This window comes from Hydrogenophaga sp. BPS33 (assembly GCF_009859475.1).
In the GTDB taxonomy this organism is placed as follows: domain Bacteria; phylum Pseudomonadota; class Gammaproteobacteria; order Burkholderiales; family Burkholderiaceae_C; genus Hydrogenophaga.
Genome location: NZ_CP044549.1, coordinates 4,429,033 through 4,451,059 on the forward strand (window position 1 = coordinate 4,429,033; position 22,027 = coordinate 4,451,059).

The 22,027-nt window shown below is 65.5% G+C and carries 21 protein-coding genes and 1 other annotated feature; of the genes, 3 read left to right on the forward strand and 18 right to left on the reverse strand.

The window, feature by feature from the left end; translation table 11 throughout:
• Positions 1-46 precede the first annotated feature (46 nt).
• Together F9K07_RS20585 and F9K07_RS20590 are read left to right on the forward strand one after the other, a co-directional pair.
• Positions 47-1,567 (forward strand): ATPase domain-containing protein, encoded by a 1,521-nt coding sequence (locus F9K07_RS20585; protein WP_159595200.1) that lies wholly within the window; start codon positions 47-49, stop codon positions 1,565-1,567.
• A complete protein-coding gene (locus tag F9K07_RS20590) occupies positions 1,564-3,111 on the forward strand; it encodes an ATP-binding protein (RefSeq protein ID WP_236581385.1) in 1,548 nt (515 codons plus the stop codon). The genes F9K07_RS20585 and F9K07_RS20590 overlap by 4 nt, the downstream gene beginning before the upstream one ends.
• Here F9K07_RS20590 and F9K07_RS20595 read toward each other — a convergent pair.
• The 5 genes from F9K07_RS20595 to F9K07_RS20615 form a co-directional block, all read right to left on the reverse strand.
• The gene (locus F9K07_RS20595; RefSeq protein ID WP_159595201.1) at positions 3,104-5,524 is read right to left on the reverse strand and encodes a catalase; all 2,421 of its coding nucleotides are present in this window, start codon (positions 5,522-5,524) and stop codon (positions 3,104-3,106) included. The genes F9K07_RS20590 and F9K07_RS20595 overlap by 8 nt on opposite strands.
• A gap of 37 nt (positions 5,525-5,561) precedes the next feature.
• Positions 5,562-6,044 carry a hemerythrin domain-containing protein gene (locus F9K07_RS20600; RefSeq protein ID WP_159595202.1) on the reverse strand — a complete coding sequence of 161 codons (483 nt, stop codon included), beginning with the start codon at positions 6,042-6,044 and terminating at the stop codon, positions 5,562-5,564.
• Positions 6,045-6,145: 101 nt separating this feature from the next.
• Positions 6,146-6,487 carry a hypothetical protein gene (locus tag F9K07_RS20605; protein ID WP_159595203.1) on the reverse strand — a complete coding sequence of 114 codons (342 nt, stop codon included), beginning with the start codon at positions 6,485-6,487 and terminating at the stop codon, positions 6,146-6,148.
• Between the two features lie 81 nt (positions 6,488-6,568).
• On the reverse strand, positions 6,569-7,138 hold the full coding sequence (locus tag F9K07_RS20610) for a cysteine hydrolase family protein (protein ID WP_159595204.1): 570 nt from the start codon (positions 7,136-7,138) through the stop codon (positions 6,569-6,571).
• Complete coding sequence (locus F9K07_RS20615; protein WP_159595205.1) at positions 7,131-7,628, reverse strand: DUF421 domain-containing protein; 498 nt, start codon at positions 7,626-7,628, stop codon at positions 7,131-7,133. Before F9K07_RS20615 ends, F9K07_RS20610 begins: the two co-directional genes overlap by 8 nt.
• A gap of 201 nt (positions 7,629-7,829) precedes the next feature.
• Here F9K07_RS20615 and F9K07_RS20620 point away from each other — a divergent pair, with 201 nt between their 5' ends.
• Complete coding sequence (locus F9K07_RS20620; protein WP_159595206.1) at positions 7,830-8,069, forward strand: hypothetical protein; 240 nt, start codon at positions 7,830-7,832, stop codon at positions 8,067-8,069.
• Between the two features lie 29 nt (positions 8,070-8,098).
• On the opposite strand, the gene F9K07_RS20625 is transcribed toward F9K07_RS20620, so the two are convergent.
• The 13 genes from F9K07_RS20625 to F9K07_RS20685 form a co-directional block, all read right to left on the reverse strand.
• Complete coding sequence (locus tag F9K07_RS20625; protein WP_159595207.1) at positions 8,099-8,578, reverse strand: VOC family protein; 480 nt, start codon at positions 8,576-8,578, stop codon at positions 8,099-8,101.
• A gap of 129 nt (positions 8,579-8,707) precedes the next feature.
• Entirely contained in the window at positions 8,708-9,511 is an 804-nt protein-coding gene (locus F9K07_RS20630; protein WP_159597029.1) for an ABC transporter permease, read from the reverse strand.
• Positions 9,512-9,522: 11 nt separating this feature from the next.
• The gene (locus F9K07_RS20635; RefSeq protein ID WP_159595208.1) at positions 9,523-10,359 is read right to left on the reverse strand and encodes an ABC transporter permease; all 837 of its coding nucleotides are present in this window, start codon (positions 10,357-10,359) and stop codon (positions 9,523-9,525) included.
• 13 nt (positions 10,360-10,372) lie between these two features.
• Positions 10,373-11,230 carry an ABC transporter ATP-binding protein gene (locus tag F9K07_RS20640; RefSeq protein ID WP_159597030.1) on the reverse strand — a complete coding sequence of 286 codons (858 nt, stop codon included), beginning with the start codon at positions 11,228-11,230 and terminating at the stop codon, positions 10,373-10,375.
• Positions 11,231-11,470: 240 nt separating this feature from the next.
• On the reverse strand, positions 11,471-12,331 hold the full coding sequence (locus F9K07_RS20645; RefSeq protein ID WP_159595209.1) for a hypothetical protein: 861 nt from the start codon (positions 12,329-12,331) through the stop codon (positions 11,471-11,473).
• 334 nt (positions 12,332-12,665) lie between these two features.
• Positions 12,666-13,625, reverse strand: coding sequence for an alpha-E domain-containing protein (locus F9K07_RS20650; protein WP_159595210.1), 960 nt, complete (start codon positions 13,623-13,625; stop codon positions 12,666-12,668).
• Position 13,626: 1 nt separating this feature from the next.
• Positions 13,627-15,066 (reverse strand): circularly permuted type 2 ATP-grasp protein, encoded by a 1,440-nt coding sequence (locus F9K07_RS20655; RefSeq protein ID WP_159595211.1) that lies wholly within the window; start codon positions 15,064-15,066, stop codon positions 13,627-13,629.
• Positions 15,067-15,116: 50 nt separating this feature from the next.
• Positions 15,117-16,418 (reverse strand): type II toxin-antitoxin system HipA family toxin, encoded by a 1,302-nt coding sequence (locus F9K07_RS20660; protein ID WP_159595212.1) that lies wholly within the window; start codon positions 16,416-16,418, stop codon positions 15,117-15,119.
• The gene (locus F9K07_RS20665; RefSeq protein ID WP_159595213.1) at positions 16,415-16,729 is read right to left on the reverse strand and encodes a helix-turn-helix domain-containing protein; all 315 of its coding nucleotides are present in this window, start codon (positions 16,727-16,729) and stop codon (positions 16,415-16,417) included. The genes F9K07_RS20660 and F9K07_RS20665 overlap by 4 nt, the downstream gene beginning before the upstream one ends.
• Positions 16,730-16,829: 100 nt before the next feature.
• On the reverse strand, positions 16,830-18,503 hold the full coding sequence (locus tag F9K07_RS20670) for a DNA internalization-related competence protein ComEC/Rec2 (protein ID WP_159597031.1): 1,674 nt from the start codon (positions 18,501-18,503) through the stop codon (positions 16,830-16,832).
• 1,036 nt (positions 18,504-19,539) lie between these two features.
• Positions 19,540-19,947, reverse strand: coding sequence for a hypothetical protein (locus tag F9K07_RS20675; RefSeq protein WP_159595214.1), 408 nt, complete (start codon positions 19,945-19,947; stop codon positions 19,540-19,542).
• Positions 19,948-20,009: 62 nt separating this feature from the next.
• Complete coding sequence (locus F9K07_RS20680; protein WP_159595215.1) at positions 20,010-20,363, reverse strand: DUF6471 domain-containing protein; 354 nt, start codon at positions 20,361-20,363, stop codon at positions 20,010-20,012.
• A gap of 374 nt (positions 20,364-20,737) precedes the next feature.
• A protein-coding gene (locus tag F9K07_RS20685) for an IS3 family transposase (RefSeq protein ID WP_442907340.1) occupies positions 20,738-21,969 on the reverse strand; the annotation gives its coding sequence in 2 pieces (ribosomal slippage) (positions 20,738-21,678 and positions 21,678-21,969; 1,233 coding nt in all).
• Positions 21,575-21,691, reverse strand: a sequence feature (AL1L pseudoknot). It overlaps the preceding gene by 117 nt.
• Positions 21,970-22,027 lie beyond the last annotated feature (58 nt).

The window sequence follows — 22,027 nt, forward strand, 5'->3', positions numbered from 1 at the left end:
GATGATCGCGCGTATAGTGGCCTTTCCATCCGAAAACGAGAGGACCATGAGCACGGTGACCCCACACGCTTCAGCTCCCCCATCCCCCAGCGCGCCGCTCGGCACGGGCGTTGCCGGTCTGGACGACATCCTGGGCGGTGGCCTCACACCGGGCCGCCTGTATCTGGTGGAAGGCACACCCGGCTCGGGCAAGACCACCATCGCGATGCAATTCCTGATGGAGGGTGTGCGGCAAGGCGAGCCGGTGCTCTACATCACCCTGTCGGAAACCGCCGACGAACTGGAGGGAGTTGCGCATTCCCACGGCTGGCATCTGGACGGCATCGAGATCCGCGAAATGCTGCCTGCCGCGGACGCGCTGTCGCCCGACGAGCAGTACACCGTCTTTCACCCCTCCGAAGTGGAGCTGGGCGAGACCACGGTCCGCATCCTCGCCGACGTGGAACGCATCAACCCGACCCGCGTGGTATTCGACTCCTTGTCCGAGCTGCGCCTGCTGGCGGGCAGTTCCTTGCGCTACCGGCGCCAGATCCTGGCGCTCAAGCAGTTCTTCGCGGGACGCCACTGCACCGTGATGCTGCTGGACGACATGACCGCCACCGAACACGACCTGCAGGTGCAGAGCATCTCGCACGCGGTGCTGCGCATGGAGCAGATCACCCCCGACTATGGCAACTCCCGGCGCCGCCTCACCGTGCTCAAGTACCGCGGCCAGGCGTTTCGCGGCGGCTACCACGACTACAAGATCGTGCGCGGCGGCCTGACCGTGTTCCCGCGCCTCGTGGCGGCTGAGCACGTCGAGCCCGTGCGCCAGACCAAACTGCCCAGCGGCCTGCAGGAACTCGACGACCTGCTGGGCGGCGGCATCGAACGCGGCACCAGCACGCTGTTCGTCGGTGCACCGGGCACGGGCAAATCCAGCGTGGCGATGCAGTTCGCCCTGGCCGCGGCCGAACGCGGCGAGACAGCGGCCCTGTTCATCTTCGACGAAAGCGTCGCCACCTTGCGCACCCGCTGCGAGGGCATGGGCATGCCGATCGGGGGACTCATAGACTCGGGCCTCATCCGCGTGCGCCAGATCGACCCGGCCGAACTCTCTCCCGGCGAATTCGTCCATGAAATCCGGCAGGCGGTCCAGGAGCACCACGCGAGCGTGGTGGTGATCGACAGCCTGAACGGCTATCTCAATGCCATGCCCGATGAGCGCTTCCTCATCGTGCAGCTGCACGAATTGCTGACCTTCCTCGGCCAGGCCGGCGTGGCCACCCTGTTGATCGGCGCGCAGCACGGCCTCATAGGATCGCAGATGCACTCCCCCGTGGACGCGAGCTACCTGGCCGACGCCATCGTGCTGATGCGCTACTTCGAAGCCGACGGCGAGGTGCACCAGGCCATCTCGGTGCTGAAGAAGCGCAGTGGCCTGCACGAGCGCAGCATTCGGAGCTTCACCATGGGTGCCCGGGGAATTCTGCTGGGCCCGCCTTTGCGGCAATTCCGCGGCATTCTCACCGGCGTACCGGTGCCGCTGCAAGGCCCGGGAGCGGGCACCGACTCCCCATCGGCATGACGGAGGGGAGCGCGCCGTCGCACGAGTTGCGTGTGCTGCTGCGCATGGTGACGGCGAAAGACGCGGCCATGACCACGCAGTTGTTGGCGCGCTCGGACATCGAGGCCGAGAGCTGCGCCGACGCCGCCATGCTGGCCAGCGAGATGGCGCGCGGCGCGGGCGCCGTGTTGATCGCGGAAGAAGTCCTGAGCGACCAGGGTTTTGGCCGGGTGATGCTGGCTCTGCGCGCGCAGGCGCCCTGGTCCGACATTCCCGTGATCGTCGTGGCGCGCTCGGGCCTGGAGTCGCTGGTGATCTCTGAAGCTGTCGAGCAACTGGCCAACCTCACCGTGCTCGAACGGCCGATGCGCGTGTCCTCGCTGGTGAGCGCGGTGCGCACCGCGTTGGCCGCACGGCGGCGGCAGTACCAGTTGCGGGCCACGCTGGAAGGTCTGCGCGAAGCGGACCAGCGCAAGACCGAGTTCCTGGCCACGCTGGCGCACGAACTGCGCAACCCGCTCGCGCCGCTGCGCACCGCCCTGAGCATCCTTTCGGAAAAGCAGCCGCCACCGGAGACAGCGAAACCGCTGTACGCCATGATGGACCGACAGGTGACGCACATGGTGCGGCTCATCGACGATCTCATGGAAGTCTCGCGCATCACGCGCGGCAAGGTCGAATTGCAGCTGGCCCCGGTCGCCCTGGACCGCGTGCTGCGGGACGCGGCCGAAGTCAGCAAGCCGCTGCTGGCCTCGGCGCGGCACGAACTGGTGATGGACCTCTCCACCGCGCCCTGCGCGGTGCAAGGCGATGCGGTCCGTCTGACCCAGGTGTTCGCCAACCTGATCAACAACGCCGCGAAGTTCACGCCGGCGCAAGGACGCATCGTGGTGTCGATGCGGCCGCACGGCGACACCGTGTGCGTGCAAGTCGCCGACTCAGGCATCGGCATCCCCGCGGACATGCTGGATTCGGTGTTCGACATGTTCGTGCAGATGAGCGACACCTCGCGCCACGCACAGGGGGGCCTGGGCATCGGCCTCACGCTGGTGCGCAGCCTCGTGGAGCTGCACGGCGGCACGGTCACCGCGGCCAGCCCGGGCCGCGAAGGTGGGGCCACGATCACGGTAGCGTTGCCCCTTCAGGCGTCGCGCGCGCCACAACCCGAAGAGCCATCCATCCGCGCGGTCGAACAGGTGGCTCGGGGCCAACGCATCCTCGTGGTCGACGACAACCGCGACGCGGCCGACTCGCTGGCCGAACTGCTGCGGCTGATGGGGGGCAGTGCATCGGTCGCCTACGGGGGCGAAGAAGCACTGTCCGCCCTGGCGGCCTGCCCGCCCACCGTCGCCTTCGTCGATATCGGCATGCCCTTGATCGATGGGTATGCGCTGGCCGCGCGCATCCGCGCCGACCCAGCCACCGCCGGGGTAGTGCTGGTCGCGCTGACCGGGTGGGGGCAGTCGACCGACCGCGAACGCATCATGGCCGCGGGTTTTGACCACCACATCATCAAACCCGCGGACCTCCAGCAACTGAGCGACGTGTTCAAGACCGTCAGCTGACGCCCACCTGCGGATCGGTCTCGCGCTCGGGGTGGCGGCGCACAGCCAAGGCGGCGACGAATGCGCCGATGTCAAGCCCTGTCACCAGCCCCGGATCGGGGTCGCCCGAGGGCAGTACGCGCGGGATGTCGCTCAGGTCGAGCAGCGCTTGCGAGGCCGGCAGCGCCATGATGGGCTTGCAATGGCGGTACTGGTCCAGGATGAACTCGCGCGTATGGCCGTCCCCGGACAACGCGGCGACGCCATCGGCGCCATCGGGCAGCACCAGCGCGTCGAACAGAAAGCCCGGCTCGTTTTCCAGCGATGCGTCGGCATCGATCGGCACGCCATCCGCGGTCTTCACGGCCCCGATGCGCGGCGCGACGAAGCGAGGCACGGCGCCCTGCTCGAACAAGGCCGCATGCACCTGCCGCGCCGACTGGCCCTCTACGCCGTCGGCCACCAGCAGTGCCACCTTGCACCCCTTGATGGAGCCGTCGCCCGGGCGCGCCTTGAGCGAGAGCGCGGGCGAGTGCATCACTTCCGCGGGCGCCGGCTCCTCCAGCACACGCGGCATGGCGGGCGGCAATTCGCGCATGCCCAGCCCGGCCGCCACCTGCGCGGCAAGCGCCTCGGACGCATTGCGCAAGGACGACACCATGCGCTCGCGGATCGCCGGCACCGTGACCTTGGACAGTTCGAAACGGAATGCCGCGGCAATGTGCGCCTGCTCCACGGGCGTCTGGCTTTCGTAGAACAGCGTGGCCTGCGTGTAGTGGTCGGCGAACTTCTCGGGTTTGGCGCGCACCTTGCCTTGCTCGTCGCGCGCCGCGATGCGCGCGGGCACCGACACGAAGCCTTGTGCGGCACCCGCCTGGAAAGGGCAACCGCCACCCAGCGAGTTGGGCTCGTAGTTCACGCGGCCCCGGTGGATCGCCTGCCGGTGCATGCCGTCGCGCTGGTTGTTGTGCACCGGTGCCAGTGGCGCGTTGATCGGGATCTCGTGGAAGTTCGGACCGCCAAGGCGGCTGATCTGCGTGTCCACGTAGGAATGGATGCGACCCGCCAGCAAAGGGTCGTTGGAGAAATCGAGGCCGGGAACGATGTGGGCCGCACAGAACGCCACCTGCTCGGTTTCGGCGAAGAAGTTGTCGGGGTTGCGGTTGAGCACCATGCGCCCCACCTTGCGCACCGGCACGAGTTCTTCGGGCACGATCTTGGTCGCATCGAGGATGTCGAAACTGAAGGCATCGGCCTGTTCTTCGGTGAAGACCTGGATACCCAATTCCCATTCCGGGTACACCCCGGCCTCGATGCGCTCCCACAGGTCGCGGCGGTGGTAGTCCGGATCGGCGCCCGAGATCTTCACGGCTTCGTCCCACACCAGCGAATGCGTGCCGTACACCGGCTCCCAATGGAACTTGACGAAGACCGAATCGCCTTCGGCGTTGACCATGCGGAAGGTGTGCACGCCAAAGCCCTGCATGGTGGCGTAGCTGCGCGGTATCGCGCGGTCGGACATGACCCACATCAGCATGTGCGTGGACTCGGGCATGAGCGAGACGAAGTCCCAGAACGTGTCGTGCGCGCTGGCCGCCTGCGGCATCTGGTGGTGCGCCTCAGGCTTGACCGCGTGCACCAGGTCCGGGAACTTCATCGCGTCCTGGATGAAGAACACCGGCATGTTGTTGCCCACCAGGTCCCAGTTGCCTTCGTCGGTGTAGAACTTCACCGCGAAGCCACGCACGTCGCGCGCGGTGTCCTTGGAGCCGCGCTCGCCCTGCACGGTGGAGAAGCGCACGAACACCGGCGTGACCTTGCCCGCCTCCTGGAAGGGCGCCGCGCGGGTGAGCTCGGTCAGCGGTTCATAACATTCGAAATAGCCATGGGCGCCCGAACCCCGGGCGTGCACGATGCGCTCGGGAATGCGCTCGTGGTCGAAGTGCGTGATCTTCTCGCGCAGGATGAAGTCTTCGAGCAGCGCCGGGCCGCGCAGACCGACCTTGAGCGAGTTCTGGTTGTCGGCGATGGGCACGCCCTGGTTGGTCGTGAGCCTCTGGCCCGACGAATCGACGCGCGCGCGGTCCAGCGACTCGATGGTCCAGTTCATGCCATCGGCGGCAGAACTGCCGGTCTTCTCCGAGTGGTTCTCCTCCGACAGGGTGCTGCCCGTGGGCAGACGGGACTCGGGCTCGACGGTGGCGCCGGCTTCCACCGCCACACCCTGGTCAAAGCCATGCTCGCCCGCCTTGTTGGCGTTGAACGGCATGGCTTCAGCCAGATGACCCGCCTGCAGTGCTTTGACGGCGGCGGGGTCCTCGGCAGGCGTCACTTTGGAGGGTCCACTGTCCGTGTTGCGCGCGGCCGCCCGCGGCGCCGCGCTCTTCAAGGACTTCTCGGGATTGCTGTTATTGGATGAATTGGGAGGTGTCATGGGAAAGCTCCAAAGTGCGGATTCACGCCGTTGCCACTCAGGCCACTTCCACGCCCATCAGGGCGTCCTTGCGCGCCTGCAGCTCATCACGCATGGCCACCAAATCGAGCTTGCGCGCAGCCCGTGCCTTCGGAAAGATCTCGTTGCGCTCTTCCTTCACGTGGTGGTCGATGTATTCGCCCAGCACCGTCACCTTGGCATCGAACATTTCGTCCGCCGTGTCCATGGCCTCGATCTGGGCGATGAGGTCCTTCGCGCTGGCGTGCTCGACTTCGGCCTCGGCCAAGAGGTCGGTCTCGCTCAAGGCCTCGCGCAAGGCCGGGTAGAAGATCTCTTCTTCAATCTGGGCGTGAACCGTCAGTTCCTGGCAGATCTGTTGCGCCAGTTCCAGCTTTTTCTTTTCGGTGCCGCGTGCCTTGGATTGCGTCAGTTCCTCGTATGCCTTGAACATCTTCTTGACGGCTTTGTGGTCGTTGTCCAGAAGGGTGCAGGCGTCTGCCGTCGTGCGGGTGGTGCTCATTGAAATTCTCCTGATGCGTCGTGGGGGTACGTGTGTGTTCTATCGTGGCCGGTCGCCCTGCCCGCTGACGCTGCAGCCGGGCAAAGCAACCGGCGCGTTCGTCATTCGCCGTCTTCGACGCGCTGGCGGTCGGTATTTCCGCCTTGCTGCTGACGCGCACCGCTGCGGTCGTTGTCCTGCTGAATGGAAGGGTTCAGGGTATTGCGACCCTGTTGATCGGAGCCGCCCGGGTTGCTTTGCTCGCGTTGTCCGGGCTGCTTGTTCTGGTCACCCTGCTGCCCCTGGCGCTGCTGGCCCTGGTCTTGCTGGCTCTGGCCTGGTCGCCCTTGTTGACCCTGCTGATTCGGGCGCTGCTGACCTTGGTCTTGCTGACCCTGACCTTGTTGGCCTTGTTGGCCTTGTTGGCCTTGTTCACTCTGCTGACTCTGGTTGCTCGATGCCATGGAGTTTCTCCTGCGTATGTGTGGAAAGGAAAGCAGCCGTCGCGATGGACCGACCGCTCCTGCACATGGCAAAGCGCGTGCCTACGCCCACCAGCGCGAGCGCTGCCACGGTCGCGTGTCGCACTTGAGGATGTCGCGCATGTAGGCCAGGGCCGCTTCTTTTTTCTGCGGCGACTCGGCCGCGGTGCAGTCTTCGGGGGCATGCACCGACAGGCGCCGCAAAAACGCATCGGCGGCGCTCAACTGGATGCAGATGTCCGTGGCCAGGCCCGCGATGATCAGAGAACGCACACCGATCTGGTCCAGGAGGATGTCCAGCGGCGTACCGAAGAACGCCGAATGCATCGGCTTGAGCAGTGTGAGGTCGCCGCGTTGGGGCCGCAGCAGACGAGCGATGGACGCGCTGGGGCTGTGGCCTTTGCTCAGGCGCACCACCAGGGTGGAAAAGTCCGAGCGCCAGCGGCCAAAGTTGTCGTTGGCGTAGATCACGGGGATGTTGCGATCGCGCGCGGCACGGGCCAGCCTGCTCGCCGCCTTCGCGGCAGTCAAGGCCGAGGGGGCCAGGTCAGGCGCTTGCGGAAAGTCCAGCGGGTTGATGAAGTCGATCAGCAGCAGCGCTCGGCGGCTGCGAGGCAGGTCGGACTCATCCATCGGGGCCACCTACTGGCCGCACCGAGGCCGACGACTCTTTCAGCACGCTGATCCCCCCATCGGCCTCCAGGAACGCGTATTGCATGTCTTTCAAGTCGCAATCGGCTTCGCGCAGGGCCCGCTCCACATCCAGCCGCGGCACGTGGTTGCGCCGCAGCGTCTGGTCGAAAATCCTGCCATCGCGCCCGATCAGCACCGGCGCGCCTTCCACGAGCGTCTGCATGCGCATGCTGCGTGCACTGACCAGTGCGACCAACGCGTTGAGCCCGACCAAGGTGGCGGCCGCGAGCAGACCTCCCGTCACCGAATCTTCCCCGCCGCTGAGGCCCGAGGACACGGACTCGCTCAGCAACATGACCACGAGCAGATCGAACGGTGTGAACTGGCCCACCGTGCGCTTGCCCGAGACGCGCACCAGCACCAGCAGCACCAGGTAGATGATGGCGGCCCTGACAGGCAACTCCCACCAGGGACCGTAGAGCGCAAACATGACGCACCTCGCCTTGGGTGATCGAAGACCCGCACGTGGCAATCCGCGCGCCCGCCCGGCACCGCTCTTCGTGGCAGGGTCCCGGCTTTACCGCTTCTTGTTTCTTGCGGCAAATTTTTCCATCCGCCTGTGTGCCGTGTCGAACAGTCGGCGCGTGCAGATGCCGGCACCATCCGGCACGCACCACTTCAAACTCGCACGATGGATCTGCTCAATGCCCTGCAATGGCCTGCCATGCTGGTCACGCTGCTGGCGTCCTGGCTGGTGGCATCCCGCCACGCCCCACGGCGCAACGCCGGCTTCTGGCTGTTTCTGGCCAGCAATGTCCTGTGGGTGGTCTGGGGCTGGCATGCGGGAGCGCATGCGCTCATCGCCTTGCAGGTGGGGCTGGCGGCCTTGAATCTGCGCGGCACCCGGAAAACCGAAGATCGCAGTGGGTAGGCGCGTGCTGGTTGCGCTGTGGGAGGCGATCAGCCGCGCCGTGCGGCCTCGATCGTCGCGATGTCGATCTTCGCCATTTTCTGCATTGCGTCGAACACGCGCCTGGCCGCGGCGCGATCGGGGCCCGCCATGGTCTCGGTGAGCACACGCGGCGTGATCTGCCAGGAGACGCCCCAGCGGTCCTTGCACCAGCCGCACACGCTCTCCTGCCCACCGTTGCCCACGATGGCGTTCCACAGGCGGTCGGTTTCGTTCTGGTCGTCGGTCGCGATCTGAAAGGAAAACGCTTCGCTTTGCTTGAACTGCGGGCCACCGTTGAGCCCCACGCAGGGAATGCCCATGACGGTGAACTCGACCGTCAGCACATCGCCTTCCTTGCCATCGGGGTAGTCGCCCGGCGCGCGCATGACCGCGCCCACCGAACTGTCCGCAAACGTCTTCGCATAGAACTGCGCCGCTTCAACAGCGCCACCCTCGTACCAGATGCACACGGTATTTGCCCGGGTCATATGCATTCTCCGAAGTTTTGTTGCACCCCCGGCTCAAGAACCGGTCACAGCCTCCATCGTAATACCGGACGTGCCTGAACCCGTCGGACGAACCGGATGGTGTCGTAGGTTTGCACCGACAGGCAACCTTCAACTGCCCGTCGAAGCGTAACGGCGCAACCCGATGCGCCACGCACCAAAAGCGAGCGCGAGGAACACGAATCCGGCCACGGGCGACACCCCACCCACCCAGCCCGGTGCGCCCAGCGGATCGGCTTTGCCGAGGATGGCCAGCGCGGGGTAGTACGCCACACAGGCCAGCGGCACCGCGAAGGTAAGCACCGCGCGGAACCAGCGTTCGTACAAGGCCAGCGGGTACTGCGCCGCCTGCACGCCACCGTAGGTCAACACATTGGCGACCTCCAGGCTCTCCACGGTCCAGAACGACAGCGTGCCCTGCAGCACCAGAATGCCGAGGAACAAGGCCACGCCGCCAGCCAGCGCGAACAACGCGATGGCGACCGTGGACGGGGTCCACACGATGCCTGCCGCGGACGTCGCAAAAGCGAGCACCAACAGCCCCTGCGCCAGGCGGCCGAGGCGGCTGATGCGCACGTCGTGCCCCATCAGCTGCAGCGCCAGCGGGCGCGGGCGCAGCAGCAGGCGGTCGAACGCACCGGTGCGCAGAAACTCGGTGCCCAGCGTATCAAAGCCGCGCCCCAGGGCATCGGCGACGGCGAACATGCAGTTCACCAACCCGTAGAACAAGGCCACCTCGCCCAGGCGCCAGCCCTGCACGTCGCCGAAGCGGTGGAACAGCGCCCACACCGCGACCACCTCGATGCCGGTGGCCAGGAACTGGCCCAGGGTGAGCATCAGCGCCGAGGCCGGGTAGCGCGCCTGGCCACTCAACGAGGCCACGGCGAGGCGGGTGAACATGCCCAGCGAGCCCATGCCCATGCGCTTCATCCGCCCTGCACTTCCAGCCGGCGCATGGTGCGGCCCATGGCCACCCGGCCCACCAGCACGATCACGGCCATCCACGCCGCCTGCAGCGCCAACCCGCCCAGCACGGCCGCACCCGAGAACTCCCCAAAATAGATGCGCGCGGGAATGTCCATCACGCCCGCCAGGGGCTGCAGGAGCAATGCGGTCTGCCATGCGTCGGGCAGCAGCGCCAGCGGCAGCAGGTTGCCGGAGAACACGATGACCAGGGGCGCGGCCAGCGCATTGATGCCGCGCTCGCTGAGCGCCGACACCGTGGCGATGTTGAGCAACATCACCATCGAGGTCGACAACAGCAGGGCGAGCAACACCGACAAGGTGAAGCCGATGCCCGCGGCCATGCCGGCCGGCGGTTGCCACGCCCACTCGCCCAGACCTGCCAGCGGCAAGGCCACGCCCGCGAACGCCAGCATCAGCGCCGCGCGCGGCAGCACGCGTGCCGCCGCCCAGCCCGCCGAGCGCACGAACCAGAACCCATAGGCGTCGACCGGCCGCAGGCGGTCGTAGGCCACGGCGCCCGTGCGCACGGCCTGCGCCACCTCGGGGTCGCCCAACCATGGCAGCAGCGCCAACAGGCCCTGCGCGAGCCAGGTGTAGGTGATGGCCTGTGCCAGGGACATCGGCGCATCCGCCTCCGAGGCGCCGTTGTAGAACGCCATCAGCACCATGACCTTGATGCCGCCCCACCAGCACTGTGTGACAAAGCCCGCATAGGCCGCGGTGCGGTATTGCAGCATCTGCAGGAAGCGGGAGGCAAAGGCCGCGCCATACGGGCGCAGAAGATCGCGGGGAGCCATGGGAGAAGCGCTCTCAGGGTTCGGTCGCGCCGTGCATGGCGTAGAAGCGCGCGATCACGGCCTCGATGGTCATGCCTTCGTCTTCCGCGTCTTCGGGCAGGCCATCGTTCAAGCGCCGCGCGGCCACCACCTGGGCGCGCAGCGCCTCGACCGCGCCATCGGCCAGCACGCGGCCGTGCCCGATCACGATCACGCGCTCGGCCAAGGCTTCGATGTCGTGCATGTCGTGCGTGGTCAGCAGCACGGTGGTGCCGCGCTCGCGGTTGGCGCGGCGCACGAAGTCGCGCACGGCGAGCTTGGAGGGGGCATCGAGCCCGATGGTGGGTTCGTCGAGAAACAGAATCTCGGGCTCGTGCAGCAGCGCCGCCGCGATCTCGGCCCGCATGCGCTGGCCCAGCGACAACTGGCGCACCGGCTGGTCGAGCAGGCGATCGAGCTGGAGCAGCGCCACCAGCTCGTCGCGCGTGCGGGCGAAGCGCACCGGCTCGATGCGGTAGATGTCGCGCAGCAGCGCGAAGCCATCGCCCACCGGCAGGTCCCACCACAGCTGGGTACGCTGGCCGAAGACCACGCCGATGCGCGCCACGTGTGCCTGCCGGTCGGTGAAGGGGTCGCGCCCGTTGACCTCGACGCGCCCGCCGTCGGGCCGCAGGATGCCCGCCAGGATCTTGATGGTGGTGGACTTGCCCGCCCCATTGGGCCCGATGAAGCCCAGCAGCTCGCCGCGCTGCAGCTCGAAGGACACGCCCGACAGCGCCTCGACCGTGCGGTAGCGCGGCCGCGCCAGGGCACGCAAAGCCCCGAGCACGCCCGGGTCGCGCTCGTGGATGCGGTAGGTCTTGCGGAGTTGGTGAACGGCGATCTGGGGCATGGCGCGGCGGGGGGCGGATTCTACACAGGCGCTCAGCGGGTACTTCATGCGTGCCCCTCACCCCAACCCTCTCCCCAGAAGGGCGAGGGAGCAAGGCACGGCCTCCGGAGAGCAGTGCCTCATCCAGGGGCATCAATGGTCCGGCTCCGCCGGCCCGAGATGCCGTCCCACCTCCAAGCGCCGAAGGCGCGCAATAGAGGGGGGAAGCCGCGTCAGCGGCGCAGGGGGGTGTTCTCTATTTCAATGCGCCGGCAGGCTCTCCACCGGAAAGTCGTAGTGCGCATCCACCACCCGCGCGGCCATGGTCGGCAGCATGCGGTCGATAAACACCTCGCCGATCCAGCGTCGCAACGCGGGATTGCTCATCGAACCGGCGCCTTGGAGGGTCATGGCGCTGAAGGTGTTGATGCCGTCTTCCATCAGCAGGCCCATGGGCACGGGCGGCAGGCGCTCGGCGGACGCCGCGGTGGTGGCCTGGTGCCAGGCGCTGAGGAAGCGGTCGAAGCCGCCCACAGTGCCGTTGCGCCAGACCTCGGCGACATAGAACAACCAGGCGCCCTGGTCTTCCACCACAAAGCCCCAGGAAAATTCGTGAATGCCGTCGGGCGCCTGGGCAAAGACGCCGATCTCGCGCACGTCCTCGCGCGCCATGAACTCAAGGAACAAGGGGCCGGGGCCGGAGAGTTCGCCGCGCACGAACTGGCGCACGAGGCCGGGGTCGGAACTGAACAAAGGCAAGGGGTCGCTCCATTCGCGCTTGGCGCGGTTGATGAGGCGCGCGGTCGCGTCCGAACTTTTCTGGGCCTGGATGCAGCTGTCCATGAAGGTCTTGCGCCCCTCGGGCGTGGCGATGAGTTCGATGGTCTTGTCGAAGGCCGCGTCCTGCTTGAGGTAACCGTCCTCGCGCAGGCGCAGCACGATGTCGAGCATGGAGCTGCGGGTGATGTGTTCGAGCATGTAGGCCATGTCGCCATCGGGGTGGTCGGACATTGACTGCGCCACCCAGGCCATGGTCTCTTCGTGCGAGAGGCCCTGCGGCGCCCGAGGCATGTCGTTGAACAGGGCACGCAGCACCCTTACCGTATCCAGATCGCTGGCCATTCTTACTCCGTGATGGGCTGATCGGCCGATCCGGAAAAAACAGGGCCCGGCCGACCTGTCGCGCAGGATAGGCGCTGACGACCCCGGCCCGGCCAGCGCCCAGGCGATGACCGTGATTTTTGCTAGCGATGGCGCGGTTTTGCGTGCCGTTCAGGCCGTTTTTTTGCACCCGGCCACCTGCCCCTGCCGGCCCAAGATGCGTCCCGCTCCGGCGCGCGTGCCGTCATCCAGAGGCATCGAGGGACGGCTGCGCCGGCCCAAGATGCCGTCCCCCCTCGAAGCGCCGAAGGCGCGCTACGGATGGGGGAAGCCGCGAAGCGGCGCAGGGGGGAGTTCAATGACTCGGGACCAGGAAGTCCTGGCTGATGCGGCCGCCGAGCTCGTTGATCCGATCGAGGAACTGCGTCAGGAAGGCGTGCAAGCCTGTCGCCAGGATCTCGTCGATGCGCGCGAACTGCAGATCGGCCTTGAGCTTGCCCGCACGCCGCAGCGTTTCACCGCTGTGCTCGTTGGACACCACGGCGAGGTTGTTCACCACTTCGTTCAAGCTGGCGGCCAGGCTGCGCGGCATGTCGGCGCGCAGCATCAGCAACTCGGCCACGCGCTCGGGCGTGATCACGTCGCGGTACACCTTGCGGTAGACCTCGAAGCCGCTCACGCTGCGCAGGATCGCGCTCCAGTGGTAGAAGTCGTATTCCTGGTCCAGCTCACTGGCGGCACCGAAGAAGTCGCTGTGCACGGCGTGGAACTTCACGTCGAGCAGACGCGCGGTGTTGTCCGCGCGCTCCAGGAAGGTGCCCATGCGGTAGAAGTGGAAAGCCTCGTCCTGCAGCATGGTGCCGATGGCCACGCCGCGCGAGAGGTGCGAGCGGAACTTGACCCACTCGAAGAACTCGCTCGGGTCGCGCTCGAAGTTCTTGCTCTTGAGCGTGCGGTTGAGCTCCAGCCAGGTCTGGTTCTGCGTTTCCCAGAACTCGGTGGTGAGCGCGCCGCGCACCGCACGGGCGTTCTCGCGCGCGGCCCGCAAGCAGGAAAAGATGCTCGACGGGTTGTTCTCGTCGCGCACCATGAAGTCGACCACATTGCGTGGCGTGATCTCCTTGCCGTATTTCTGCGTATAGGCGTGGGTGAGCTCGCTGATGGCCAGCAGCCCCTCCCAGCCCACCTGCGCCACGGCGGCGGACTGGGGCAGCAACGAGGTCTGGTAGTTGACGTCCAGCATGCGCGCGGTGTTCTCGGCGCGCTCGGTGTAGCGGGACATCCAGAAAAGGTGATCGGCGGTGCGCGAAAGCATGTCAGTCCTCCAAGATCCAAGTATCTTTCGTGCCACCGCCTTGTGACGAGTTGACAACCAGCGAGCCCTCCTTCAACGCCACACGCGTCAGGCCGCCCGGCACCATCTGCACCTCCTTGCCGCTCAGCACGAAGGGGCGCAGGTCGATGTGGCGCGGTGCCACGCCGCTCTGCACATAAGTGGGGCACGTGGAGAGCGACAAGGTGGGCTGGGCGATGTAGCCCGTGGGGTTGGCGGCCACGGCCTGGCGGAATTCCTCGACCTCGGCCTTCGTCGAGGCCGGCCCGACCAGCATGCCGTAGCCGCCCGCGCCATGCACCTCTTTCACCACCAGCTCTTCCATGTGGGCCATGATGTATTTGAGGTCTTCGGGCTCGCGGCCCATGTAGGTCGGCACGTTGTTGAGGATCGGTTTCTGCCCGAGGTAGAACTCGATCATCTTGGGCACGTAGGGATAGATCGATTTGTCGTCGGCCACGCCCGTGCCCACCGCGTTGCAGATCGCCACATTGCCGCTGCGGTACACACCCAGCAGGCCAGCGCAGCCCAGCGTGGAGGTGGGTCGAAACACCAGAGGGTCGAGGAAATCGTCGTCCACGCGGCGGTAGATCACGTCGACGCGCCGGGGGCCGCGCGTGGTGCGCATGTAGACGAAGTTGTCCTTCACGAACAGGTCCTGGCCCTCCACGAGTTCCACGCCCATCTGCTGCGCCAGGAAGGCGTGCTCGAAGTAGGCGCTGTTGTACATGCCGGGCGTGAGCACCACCACGGTGGGTTCGGCCGTGGTGGCCGGGCTGCTGGCGCGCAGGGTCTCCAACAGCAGGTCGGGATAGTGCGCCACCGGCGCGACCCGGTTCTCACCGAAGAGTTCGGGGAACAGGCGCATCATCATCTTGCGGTCTTCGAGCATGTAGCTCACGCCGCTGGGCACGCGCAGGTTGTCTTCGAGCACGTAGTACTCGCCCACACCGTCGGCGTTGGGCGCGCGCACGATGTCGATGCCGGAGATGTGCGAGTAGATCTGATGCGGTACGTCCACGCCCATCATCTCGGGGCGGAACTGCGCGTTCTGGAAGATCTGGTCGGCCGGCACGATGCCGGCCTTGATGATGTCCTGGCCGTGGTAGACGTCGTGGATGAAGCGGTTGAGCGCGGTCACGCGCTGCACCAGCCCTTCCTCCATGCTGCGCCATTCGTGGGCCGGAATGATGCGGGGGATCAGGTCGAAGGGAATGAGCCGCTCGGTGCCCGAGCCGTCTTCGTCCTTGGCGCCGTACACCGCGAAGGTGATGCCCACGCGGCGGAAGATCATTTCGGCTTCTTCGCGCCGGGCCGCCATCACGTCTTCGGGTTGTTGTGCAAGCCACCGCGCGTAGTTGAGGTAGTGGGCCCGGACCTCGCTGGGCGAGGCGTTCATTTCGTCAAACATCGGTCTGCTCATGGGCTTTTTCTCCTGAGCACAGCATAGCAAGGAGTAGGCCAGGGTTGTCCCTAGGCAGTCGTCAGGGCGACGCCACCGCGCAGGCGGGCATGGACCTCTTCTCTCACGCTCGCGGGCGCGTCCGTCAGCAGCGCTGGCCAGTCGGCCTGTGCCGCTTGAACCAGCGCCTTGCAATGCCGCAGCACCACGCCTTTGCGCAACAGGCCCGCGCTCTCGATCAGCGCTTCGAGCTGCGCCCAGGTGAAGGCGCGCTGCGTGCGGTCGATGGCGCGGTTCACGCCATAGTCCGTCGGCGGCAGGCCGGCAAAGAACGCGCTCACGCACACCGGGTCGTACAGCGGTGCCAGTTGCGGCTCGACGCCGTCGGGGTACATCAGCGCCCAGTTCTTCAGGTGCGCGTCGGTGTTGCCCATGAGGATGAAGGCGACGAGGCGGCCGAGGAACTCGCGCGTGTCGCGCGCGGGCTGGGTGGAGTAGCGGTTGAGCAGGCGCAGCATCTGGCCAAAGTCGCGTTCGATGCCTTTGCCGTACTTGTGCCTGGGTGCGTAACCCAGCACTTGCGCAAACTCTTCCATGTGCACGCGCAGGCCGTGCCGGCGGTCGAAGCGCTCCACCGCCAGGATGTGCGGGAACTCGACCGGTTCGGGCAGTTGCGCCTGTTCACGCGTGATGACCGTGGCGCGCGCGCAGTCCAGCCCGAGCGCGCCGCACAAGCGGTAGCCCGTGGCCTCGTTCTCGACCAGATCGGGATGCCGCGTGCTCGGCAGCTTGAGAATGTGGCTGCCCACCACGCCGTGCCGCTGCACCACGTAGCGCCGCCCCTCCTGCACGGCGGAGAACTTCGTCACCATGCCGGGCAGCGAGGCCGCGTCCTCCACGGGCAGCTCGACGAAGCCAGGCTCCAGCACGTCCAACCCCAGCGCCGCATGCCAGTGGCGCACCACGTGCGGGATCGCCTCATCGGCGGGCACCGGTTCGACTTCGAGCGCGCCCATCAGGTCGTGGCCAGCGGCGGCCAGCAGCTCGAATTCGTCTTCGGTGGTGCAGCCGCGTTGCGCCGCGAGCCGCTCCCGGTTGTGGCCTTCGGGCAGCAGGTTCTGGAAGAACACCGGCCATCGGCCATCGTTGCGCACCAGGCGCTCGTCGCGCGTGGCGCGCAGGATCTGCTGGGTCGACGCGTCGTCCACGCCGCGCAGACTCATGGAGAGCGTGGGCCTGCGCGCGTCCTGGATATACGACTCGTCGAAGGACAGGCGCAGGATGTCGCCGTACTGCGAGAGATAACCCATCGCCCGCCGCTCCCCCGTGGGGATGTGCATGAACAGGCGCAGGTAGCGGATGGAGGTGCTCAAGGCCCGCGCCCTCGGGACGGCTTGTCCAGCAGGTCGACCACGGACTTGGGCGCCCCCGCACCCGCGGGCTGCCCCAGCACGCGTCCGCCGGAGCGGACGAAGTCCTCCACCTCGGCCCGCAGCGCGCGCGGCACCAGCATGAGTTCCATGCCCATGGCCCGGGCCAGCTCCTGCAGGGTGGACAGGCGCGGGTCCATGCCGGCCTCGATGCGCGAGACGGTCATGCGGCTCACACCGGCGCGCTGCGCAAGCCCGTCCTGCGTCAGTGACGCGGCTTTGCGGCTGCTTTCAAGCTCGTCGACAATGCTCATTGAGTAGATCTTTTTCAGCCATTTGATAAGCAAATTTATCACAACCGCAGAAGACCCGCATCATTTTGATCAATATAACGATCATTTTTTATATTTTGATCTATTTATTGATCAATGCATGCCAATACCGCCGAGCGACCTCGCGCTGGCACACCACCGCCTCGGGCTCGGCGCTGCGCCAGGCCGCCGCACCACAGGCCGGTGAGTTCACCCAGGGAATCTGCCGCTGTGCATACCGTTCCAGCACCACGGGCGCCGGGTGGTTGAAGCGGTTGCGGTAGCCCGACTGCACGACCACGAGACGGGGTTGCAACGTGTTCAGCAGCACCGGGCTGCTCGAGGTCTGGCTACCGTGGTGCGGTGCGAGCATCACCGTGGCGCGTTCGTCGGGCCGCGCCAGCGCCAGCCGCACTTCGTGGGCGGCATCGATGTCACCACCGAGCCAGGCGCTGTGCGCGCCGTTGGACACGCGCAGCACGCAGGACATGGCATTGCTGGAGAGCCGGCCCTGGCCGTTCTCCGCATAGTCGCCGGGCTGCGGGTGGAGCACTTCGAAGTCCACACCGTCCCACTGCCAGCGCTGGCCGGCCACGCAGCGGCGCGCAGGGTCGGCGTCGAACGAGGACAACCACCGTGCCTGCGGCTGGTCGGCCTGCACCGTGGCGGCACCGCCCGCGTGGTCGCTGTCGCTGTGGCTCACCACCACGGCATCCAGCCGTTCGCCCAGCGCGCGCAACAGGGGCAACACCACGCGATCGCCCGCGTCCGCCGCATCGGGCTGCGCTCCGTAGCGTGGGCCGGTGTCGTACAGCAGGCTGTGGTGCGCGGTGCGCAGCAGCACGGCGCTGCCCTGCCCCACGTCCAGCGCGAGCAATTCGAATTGCCCCTGTACCGGGCGCGGCGGCTCGTAGAACACCGCCGGCCACAGCAACAGCACACCCGCGAGCCGCACGACCCAGGGTGCGCGCAGCACCAGCAACACCCCGCCCAGCACCGCCGGCAGTGCCAAGGTCCAGGGTGCGACGGGCCGGAACAGCGCGGCCCAGGGCCATTGCGCGAACCACTGCAACACGAAGGACATGGCCTGCACCGCCCAGGCCGCCACATCCCACAGCGGGGACACGGCCACGCCGAGCAGCGCCAGCGGCGTGACGAGCAGGGTCACCCACGGGATCGCCACCAGGTTGGCCGCCAGTCCCACGACCGAGAACTGCCCGAACAGCAGCAGCGTGAGCGGCGCGAGCGCCACCGTGACCACGCCCTGCTCGCGCACCAGCGACACCACCGCGCGCGCCGCGCGCCGTGGCCACGGCCGCAGGTCTTCGGCCTGCGCACGCTGACGCCGGCCGGGGTCGGTGGCGAACAGAATGCCCACGGCCACGAAGCTGAGCCAGAAGCCCGCCTGCAGCAGCGCCCACGGGTCGAGCAACAGCACCGCCGCCATGGCCAGCAGCCACACCATCGGCCAGGGCCAATGGCGCACGGACAGGCGCAAACCCACCACCACCGCGAGCATGAGCACGGTGCGCTGCGAAGGCACGCCCCAGCCGGAGAACAGCGCGTAGGCCGTGGCCAGGGCCACACCGCCCAAGCCGGCGGCCCACGGCACGGGCACGGCCAGCAGCGCACCCGGCACCTGTTGGCCGAGCCGCCGCCAGCCAGCGCCGATCAGGGCGATGGCGATCCAAGCAAACAAGGTCACGTGCAAGCCTGAGATGCTCATCAAATGCGCCGTGCCCGTGGTGCGGAACAGGTCCCAGTCGCCGCGCTCGATTGCTTCTGGGTAAAAGAGTCGTTCGCTCGGTTTTAAGTCGTTCGCTTTGAATTACCCATTGAAAGTCGTTCGCTTTCGAAGCACTTGCGAGCTCGACCCTGGGTAAAAGAGTCGTTCGCTTTGAACCTAAGCTGTTGATTTTTATTAGATTCTTCGCAACGTATAGCTGACCGATCCTGTCCAAGCAAAGACAGCCTCAGAAGGTGGGTCCACCTCGTCTAAACGTGTCTAAGAAAATACCGGCTGGAAGACTCCAAGGACCGACCCTTGATTTCAAAGGAGATTTTCTTTTGATGGGTAAAGAGTCGTTCGCTTTGACCACCACAACCACTTGCGCGCGGACCACTTGCTCGACGTGGCAGTTCCATCTATCGTTGGAGCGATGTCAACACCACAGCCGCCCCCAGAAGCAAAGAATGGCGAAGTGTCGTCCCGCGCCGAACGACTTGACTTAGATGCCTTGCAGACAATCAAGTGCGTGCCCACAGAGGTCCTCATGACCTTCGCCAAAATTTCCGACCCGAGGAATAGGCACCTGTTCACAGCCGAAGCAGCTTGCAAGGCTTTTGGAAGCGTCAAGCTCTGAGCTCAAGATCTACCGGCTGGATGTTGGCTACGCTTGTATTCGAAGGCTAGCCGTCAAATTCGAACAGCAACCCTCGCAGGCGATTTTTCCAATCTCGAAGAGCGCCTTTGTATATAGAAGGGCGGCTATGCGAGGCCCTCGAGGTATTCGACGAGCATGTCGCGAGCCGCCCGAAGGCTATCTTCAGAGGTCAATACGGACTGGACTTGCTCGTGCCGCAAAGGCCGCAGGAAGAGCACTACCTCGAACTCGACCTGCGGATGCTCCGCCCTTAACTCAACATAGGCCTGCAGCAACTGCAAGAGTTCTTCTGGCGACTCAGGCCAAGCCGTTAAAGACCTGCGAAGTTTCGGCGCGCGCATGCCTACATTTTCACCCCCTCGGCACAGAGTCACGTACAGAGCGCGTTGCGCCTACGTGCGATGAGCACATCGCCCCAACCTGGTCGGGCTATGTCTTCATTGACTCCCAGACAGAGGTCCGAGCATGCACAGCGAAAGCACGCTTGGTTGCGCCCATCTTGCTCTTCCTCGACCAAGTCTCCCCTGTAGGCAACTGATAGGTGACGCCTACCTCCGGCGGTTTGCCGTGGCTGTCCAGGTCCGAGCGCTCCTTCATCGGCGTACGGGTACCACCAACAAGATCGGCCAGCGTCGACTCCATCTCGGCCGCGCGCATCATCTTCAAAAGATGGATGACCGCATCCTTTTTCGTGCGCCCCATGCGGACCAATTTGTCTGACAAGAAGTTCATTGTGCTTTCGAACTCCTTTACAGACTGCTCCTCGGCTTGCTTCATCAGCACCGCAGCCATGGCGCGGAGCTCCTCGGAACTCATTTTTGAGGTGTCTTGGTTCATGGTCTTTAGATGGTTGTAGGGACCGCCTTCAGCTGCCAAAGCCACTTTCACCTTTGGCGAACTTACTCGTCCGCGTCGTCAACAATGATGTCTCTGCCCGTGTAGCCCATCAGCTTCGATGCCTCCACCCAGCTGGCGCCCAGCTTGATGTGCTTGATGCTTAGCTCTGTTTCGCCCATAGCTCGAAGCATGAGGAGGGCATAACCTAAATTAAATGAGCCCCTGTTTACGCGCAGACCGAGGGCCTTCTCCGATATTGGGTAGCCCAACGCCTCGAGGCGGGCGGCAAGCGTTTTAAACCTAAAACCGCGGGTGGCCATCACCCCCTTTATCAAGTTGCGCGCCTGAACATCCCACTCATCGGGCGAGCGATCCTCGACTTTTTCGGCCTTTGGCCCTTGGTTGCCCACTTGCATTTTCCTGTACTTGAGGTCGAGAACACCCGATTTACCTCCTATCGGATGCAAATAACTTCATTTTTGATCCAGACGACCGATAGATCCCTGTAGGTGATGAGCGTCTCGATAGGCGAGGCGCGCAAAGGATCAGTTATGGGTCGTAGACGCTTACCGTGGACAGAAGCTTACATCGCACGCCGCATTCGTGAAGGTATAGGACAAGGCGAGGGCTATGACTATCAGCCGTGGATAACCACACAGTCTTTCGCATCTCGGGGCACGCAAAGCCGCATCCCCAATCCCGGCATCGGCAGTGCCGTGCATGTGATGTCGAACATCGAGCGGCACATGTTTGAATCGCCCCGGGATTCGCGGAGGCTGTTTGGTTTAAGTCAGGCCACCACCTCGGTGTTCTGACTGGCGAGTTGCCGGTAGTAGTTTGCCTCAGCCTCTGCTGGCGGTATGTACCCGATGGGTTCGAGCAGGCGATGGTGGTTGAACCAGGACACCCATTCAAGGGTCGCCAGCTCCACCGCCTCCTTGGTCTTCCATGGCGCTCGACGGTGAATCAACTCGGCCTTGTAGAGCCCGTTGATGGTCTCTGCCAAGGCGTTGTCGTAGCTGTCGCCCTTGCTGCCCACAGACGGCTCGATGCCGGCCTCAGCCAGCCGTTCGGAGTATCGGATGCTGACGTATTGAGAGCCCCTGTCGCTGTGGCATATCAGGCTTCCATCGCGCTCTGGCTGCCGGGCGTACAGGGCCTGCTCCAGCGCATCGAGCACGAAGTCCGTACGCATTGAACTGCTCACCCGCCAACCCACGATGCGTCGGGCAAACACGTCGATGACAAAGGCCACATAGAGCCAGCCCTGCCAGGTCGAGACATAGGTGAAGTCGCTGACCCAAAGCTGGTTGGGCCGCTCGGCCCGGAACTGCCGGTTCACGCGGTCCAGCGGGCAAGGTGCCTTGGCATCACTGATGGTGGTGCGCACGACCTTGCCACGCATCACACCGCGCAGCCCGAGCTTGCGCATCAAGCGCTCGACCGTGCAGCGAGCCACAGACACGCCTTCGCGGGCCAGTTGCCGCCACACCTTGTCGGCACCATAGACCTGCATGTTGGCCTGCCAGACACGTTCAATCTGTGGCATTAGCATCTCGTCGCGCTGCGCCCGGGCGCAGCGCTTGTGGGGCTCTCGCTGTTGCGCAGCGTGCCTTCGATATGCCGATGGGGCGACCTGCAAGACCTTGCAGAGCGGCTCGACCCCGAAGGCATCGCGATGCTTGTCGATGAAGTCCTTCAGGACTTGAGCCGGCGGTCGAGCTCCGCTTGGGCGAAAAACGCGCTGGCCAGCTTCAATATCTCATTGGCCCGGCGCAGCTCCTTGACCTCGCGCTCCAGCTCCTTCATCCGCTGAGCCTCGCTGGTCGTGACGCCCTCACGCACACCGGCATCGACCTCGGCGCGCTTGACCCATTCGTTCAAGGTCTGCGGCACGCAGCCAATCTTGGGCGCAATGGACTCAATGGCCGCCCACAGCGACGGGTACTCTCTACGGTGCTCTTGCACCATCCTCACTGCCCGCTCACGCACCTCGGGCGAAAACTTGTTCGACTTGCTCATGGCTCAATCCTCTCAGAGTGTTGAGCCTCCTCAAAACCCGGGGCGATTCAGTTCTTGC

Excerpts from the sequence above, each read along its gene's own strand:
- F9K07_RS20585 (WP_159595200.1), top strand. The coding sequence starts at position 47 with ATGAGCACGGTGACCCCACACGCTTCAGCTCCCCCATCCCCCAGCGCG.
- F9K07_RS20590 (WP_236581385.1), top strand. The coding sequence starts at position 1,564 with ATGACGGAGGGGAGCGCGCCGTCGCACGAGTTGCGTGTGCTGCTGCGC.
- F9K07_RS20595 (WP_159595201.1), bottom strand. The coding sequence starts at position 5,524 with ATGACACCTCCCAATTCATCCAATAACAGCAATCCCGAGAAGTCCTTG.
- F9K07_RS20600 (WP_159595202.1), bottom strand. The coding sequence starts at position 6,044 with ATGAGCACCACCCGCACGACGGCAGACGCCTGCACCCTTCTGGACAAC.
- F9K07_RS20605 (WP_159595203.1), bottom strand. The coding sequence starts at position 6,487 with ATGGCATCGAGCAACCAGAGTCAGCAGAGTGAACAAGGCCAACAAGGC.
- F9K07_RS20610 (WP_159595204.1), bottom strand. The coding sequence starts at position 7,138 with ATGGATGAGTCCGACCTGCCTCGCAGCCGCCGAGCGCTGCTGCTGATC.
- F9K07_RS20615 (WP_159595205.1), bottom strand. The coding sequence starts at position 7,628 with ATGTTTGCGCTCTACGGTCCCTGGTGGGAGTTGCCTGTCAGGGCCGCC.
- F9K07_RS20620 (WP_159595206.1), top strand. The coding sequence starts at position 7,830 with ATGGATCTGCTCAATGCCCTGCAATGGCCTGCCATGCTGGTCACGCTG.
- F9K07_RS20625 (WP_159595207.1), bottom strand. The coding sequence starts at position 8,578 with ATGACCCGGGCAAATACCGTGTGCATCTGGTACGAGGGTGGCGCTGTT.
- F9K07_RS20630 (WP_159597029.1), bottom strand. The coding sequence starts at position 9,511 with ATGGGCTCGCTGGGCATGTTCACCCGCCTCGCCGTGGCCTCGTTGAGT.
- F9K07_RS20635 (WP_159595208.1), bottom strand. The coding sequence starts at position 10,359 with ATGGCTCCCCGCGATCTTCTGCGCCCGTATGGCGCGGCCTTTGCCTCC.
- F9K07_RS20640 (WP_159597030.1), bottom strand. The coding sequence starts at position 11,230 with ATGCCCCAGATCGCCGTTCACCAACTCCGCAAGACCTACCGCATCCAC.
- F9K07_RS20645 (WP_159595209.1), bottom strand. The coding sequence starts at position 12,331 with ATGGCCAGCGATCTGGATACGGTAAGGGTGCTGCGTGCCCTGTTCAAC.
- F9K07_RS20650 (WP_159595210.1), bottom strand. The coding sequence starts at position 13,625 with ATGCTTTCGCGCACCGCCGATCACCTTTTCTGGATGTCCCGCTACACC.
- F9K07_RS20655 (WP_159595211.1), bottom strand. The coding sequence starts at position 15,066 with ATGAGCAGACCGATGTTTGACGAAATGAACGCCTCGCCCAGCGAGGTC.
- F9K07_RS20665 (WP_159595213.1), bottom strand. The coding sequence starts at position 16,729 with ATGAGCATTGTCGACGAGCTTGAAAGCAGCCGCAAAGCCGCGTCACTG.
- F9K07_RS20675 (WP_159595214.1), bottom strand. The coding sequence starts at position 19,947 with ATGAACCAAGACACCTCAAAAATGAGTTCCGAGGAGCTCCGCGCCATG.
- F9K07_RS20680 (WP_159595215.1), bottom strand. The coding sequence starts at position 20,363 with ATGCAAGTGGGCAACCAAGGGCCAAAGGCCGAAAAAGTCGAGGATCGC.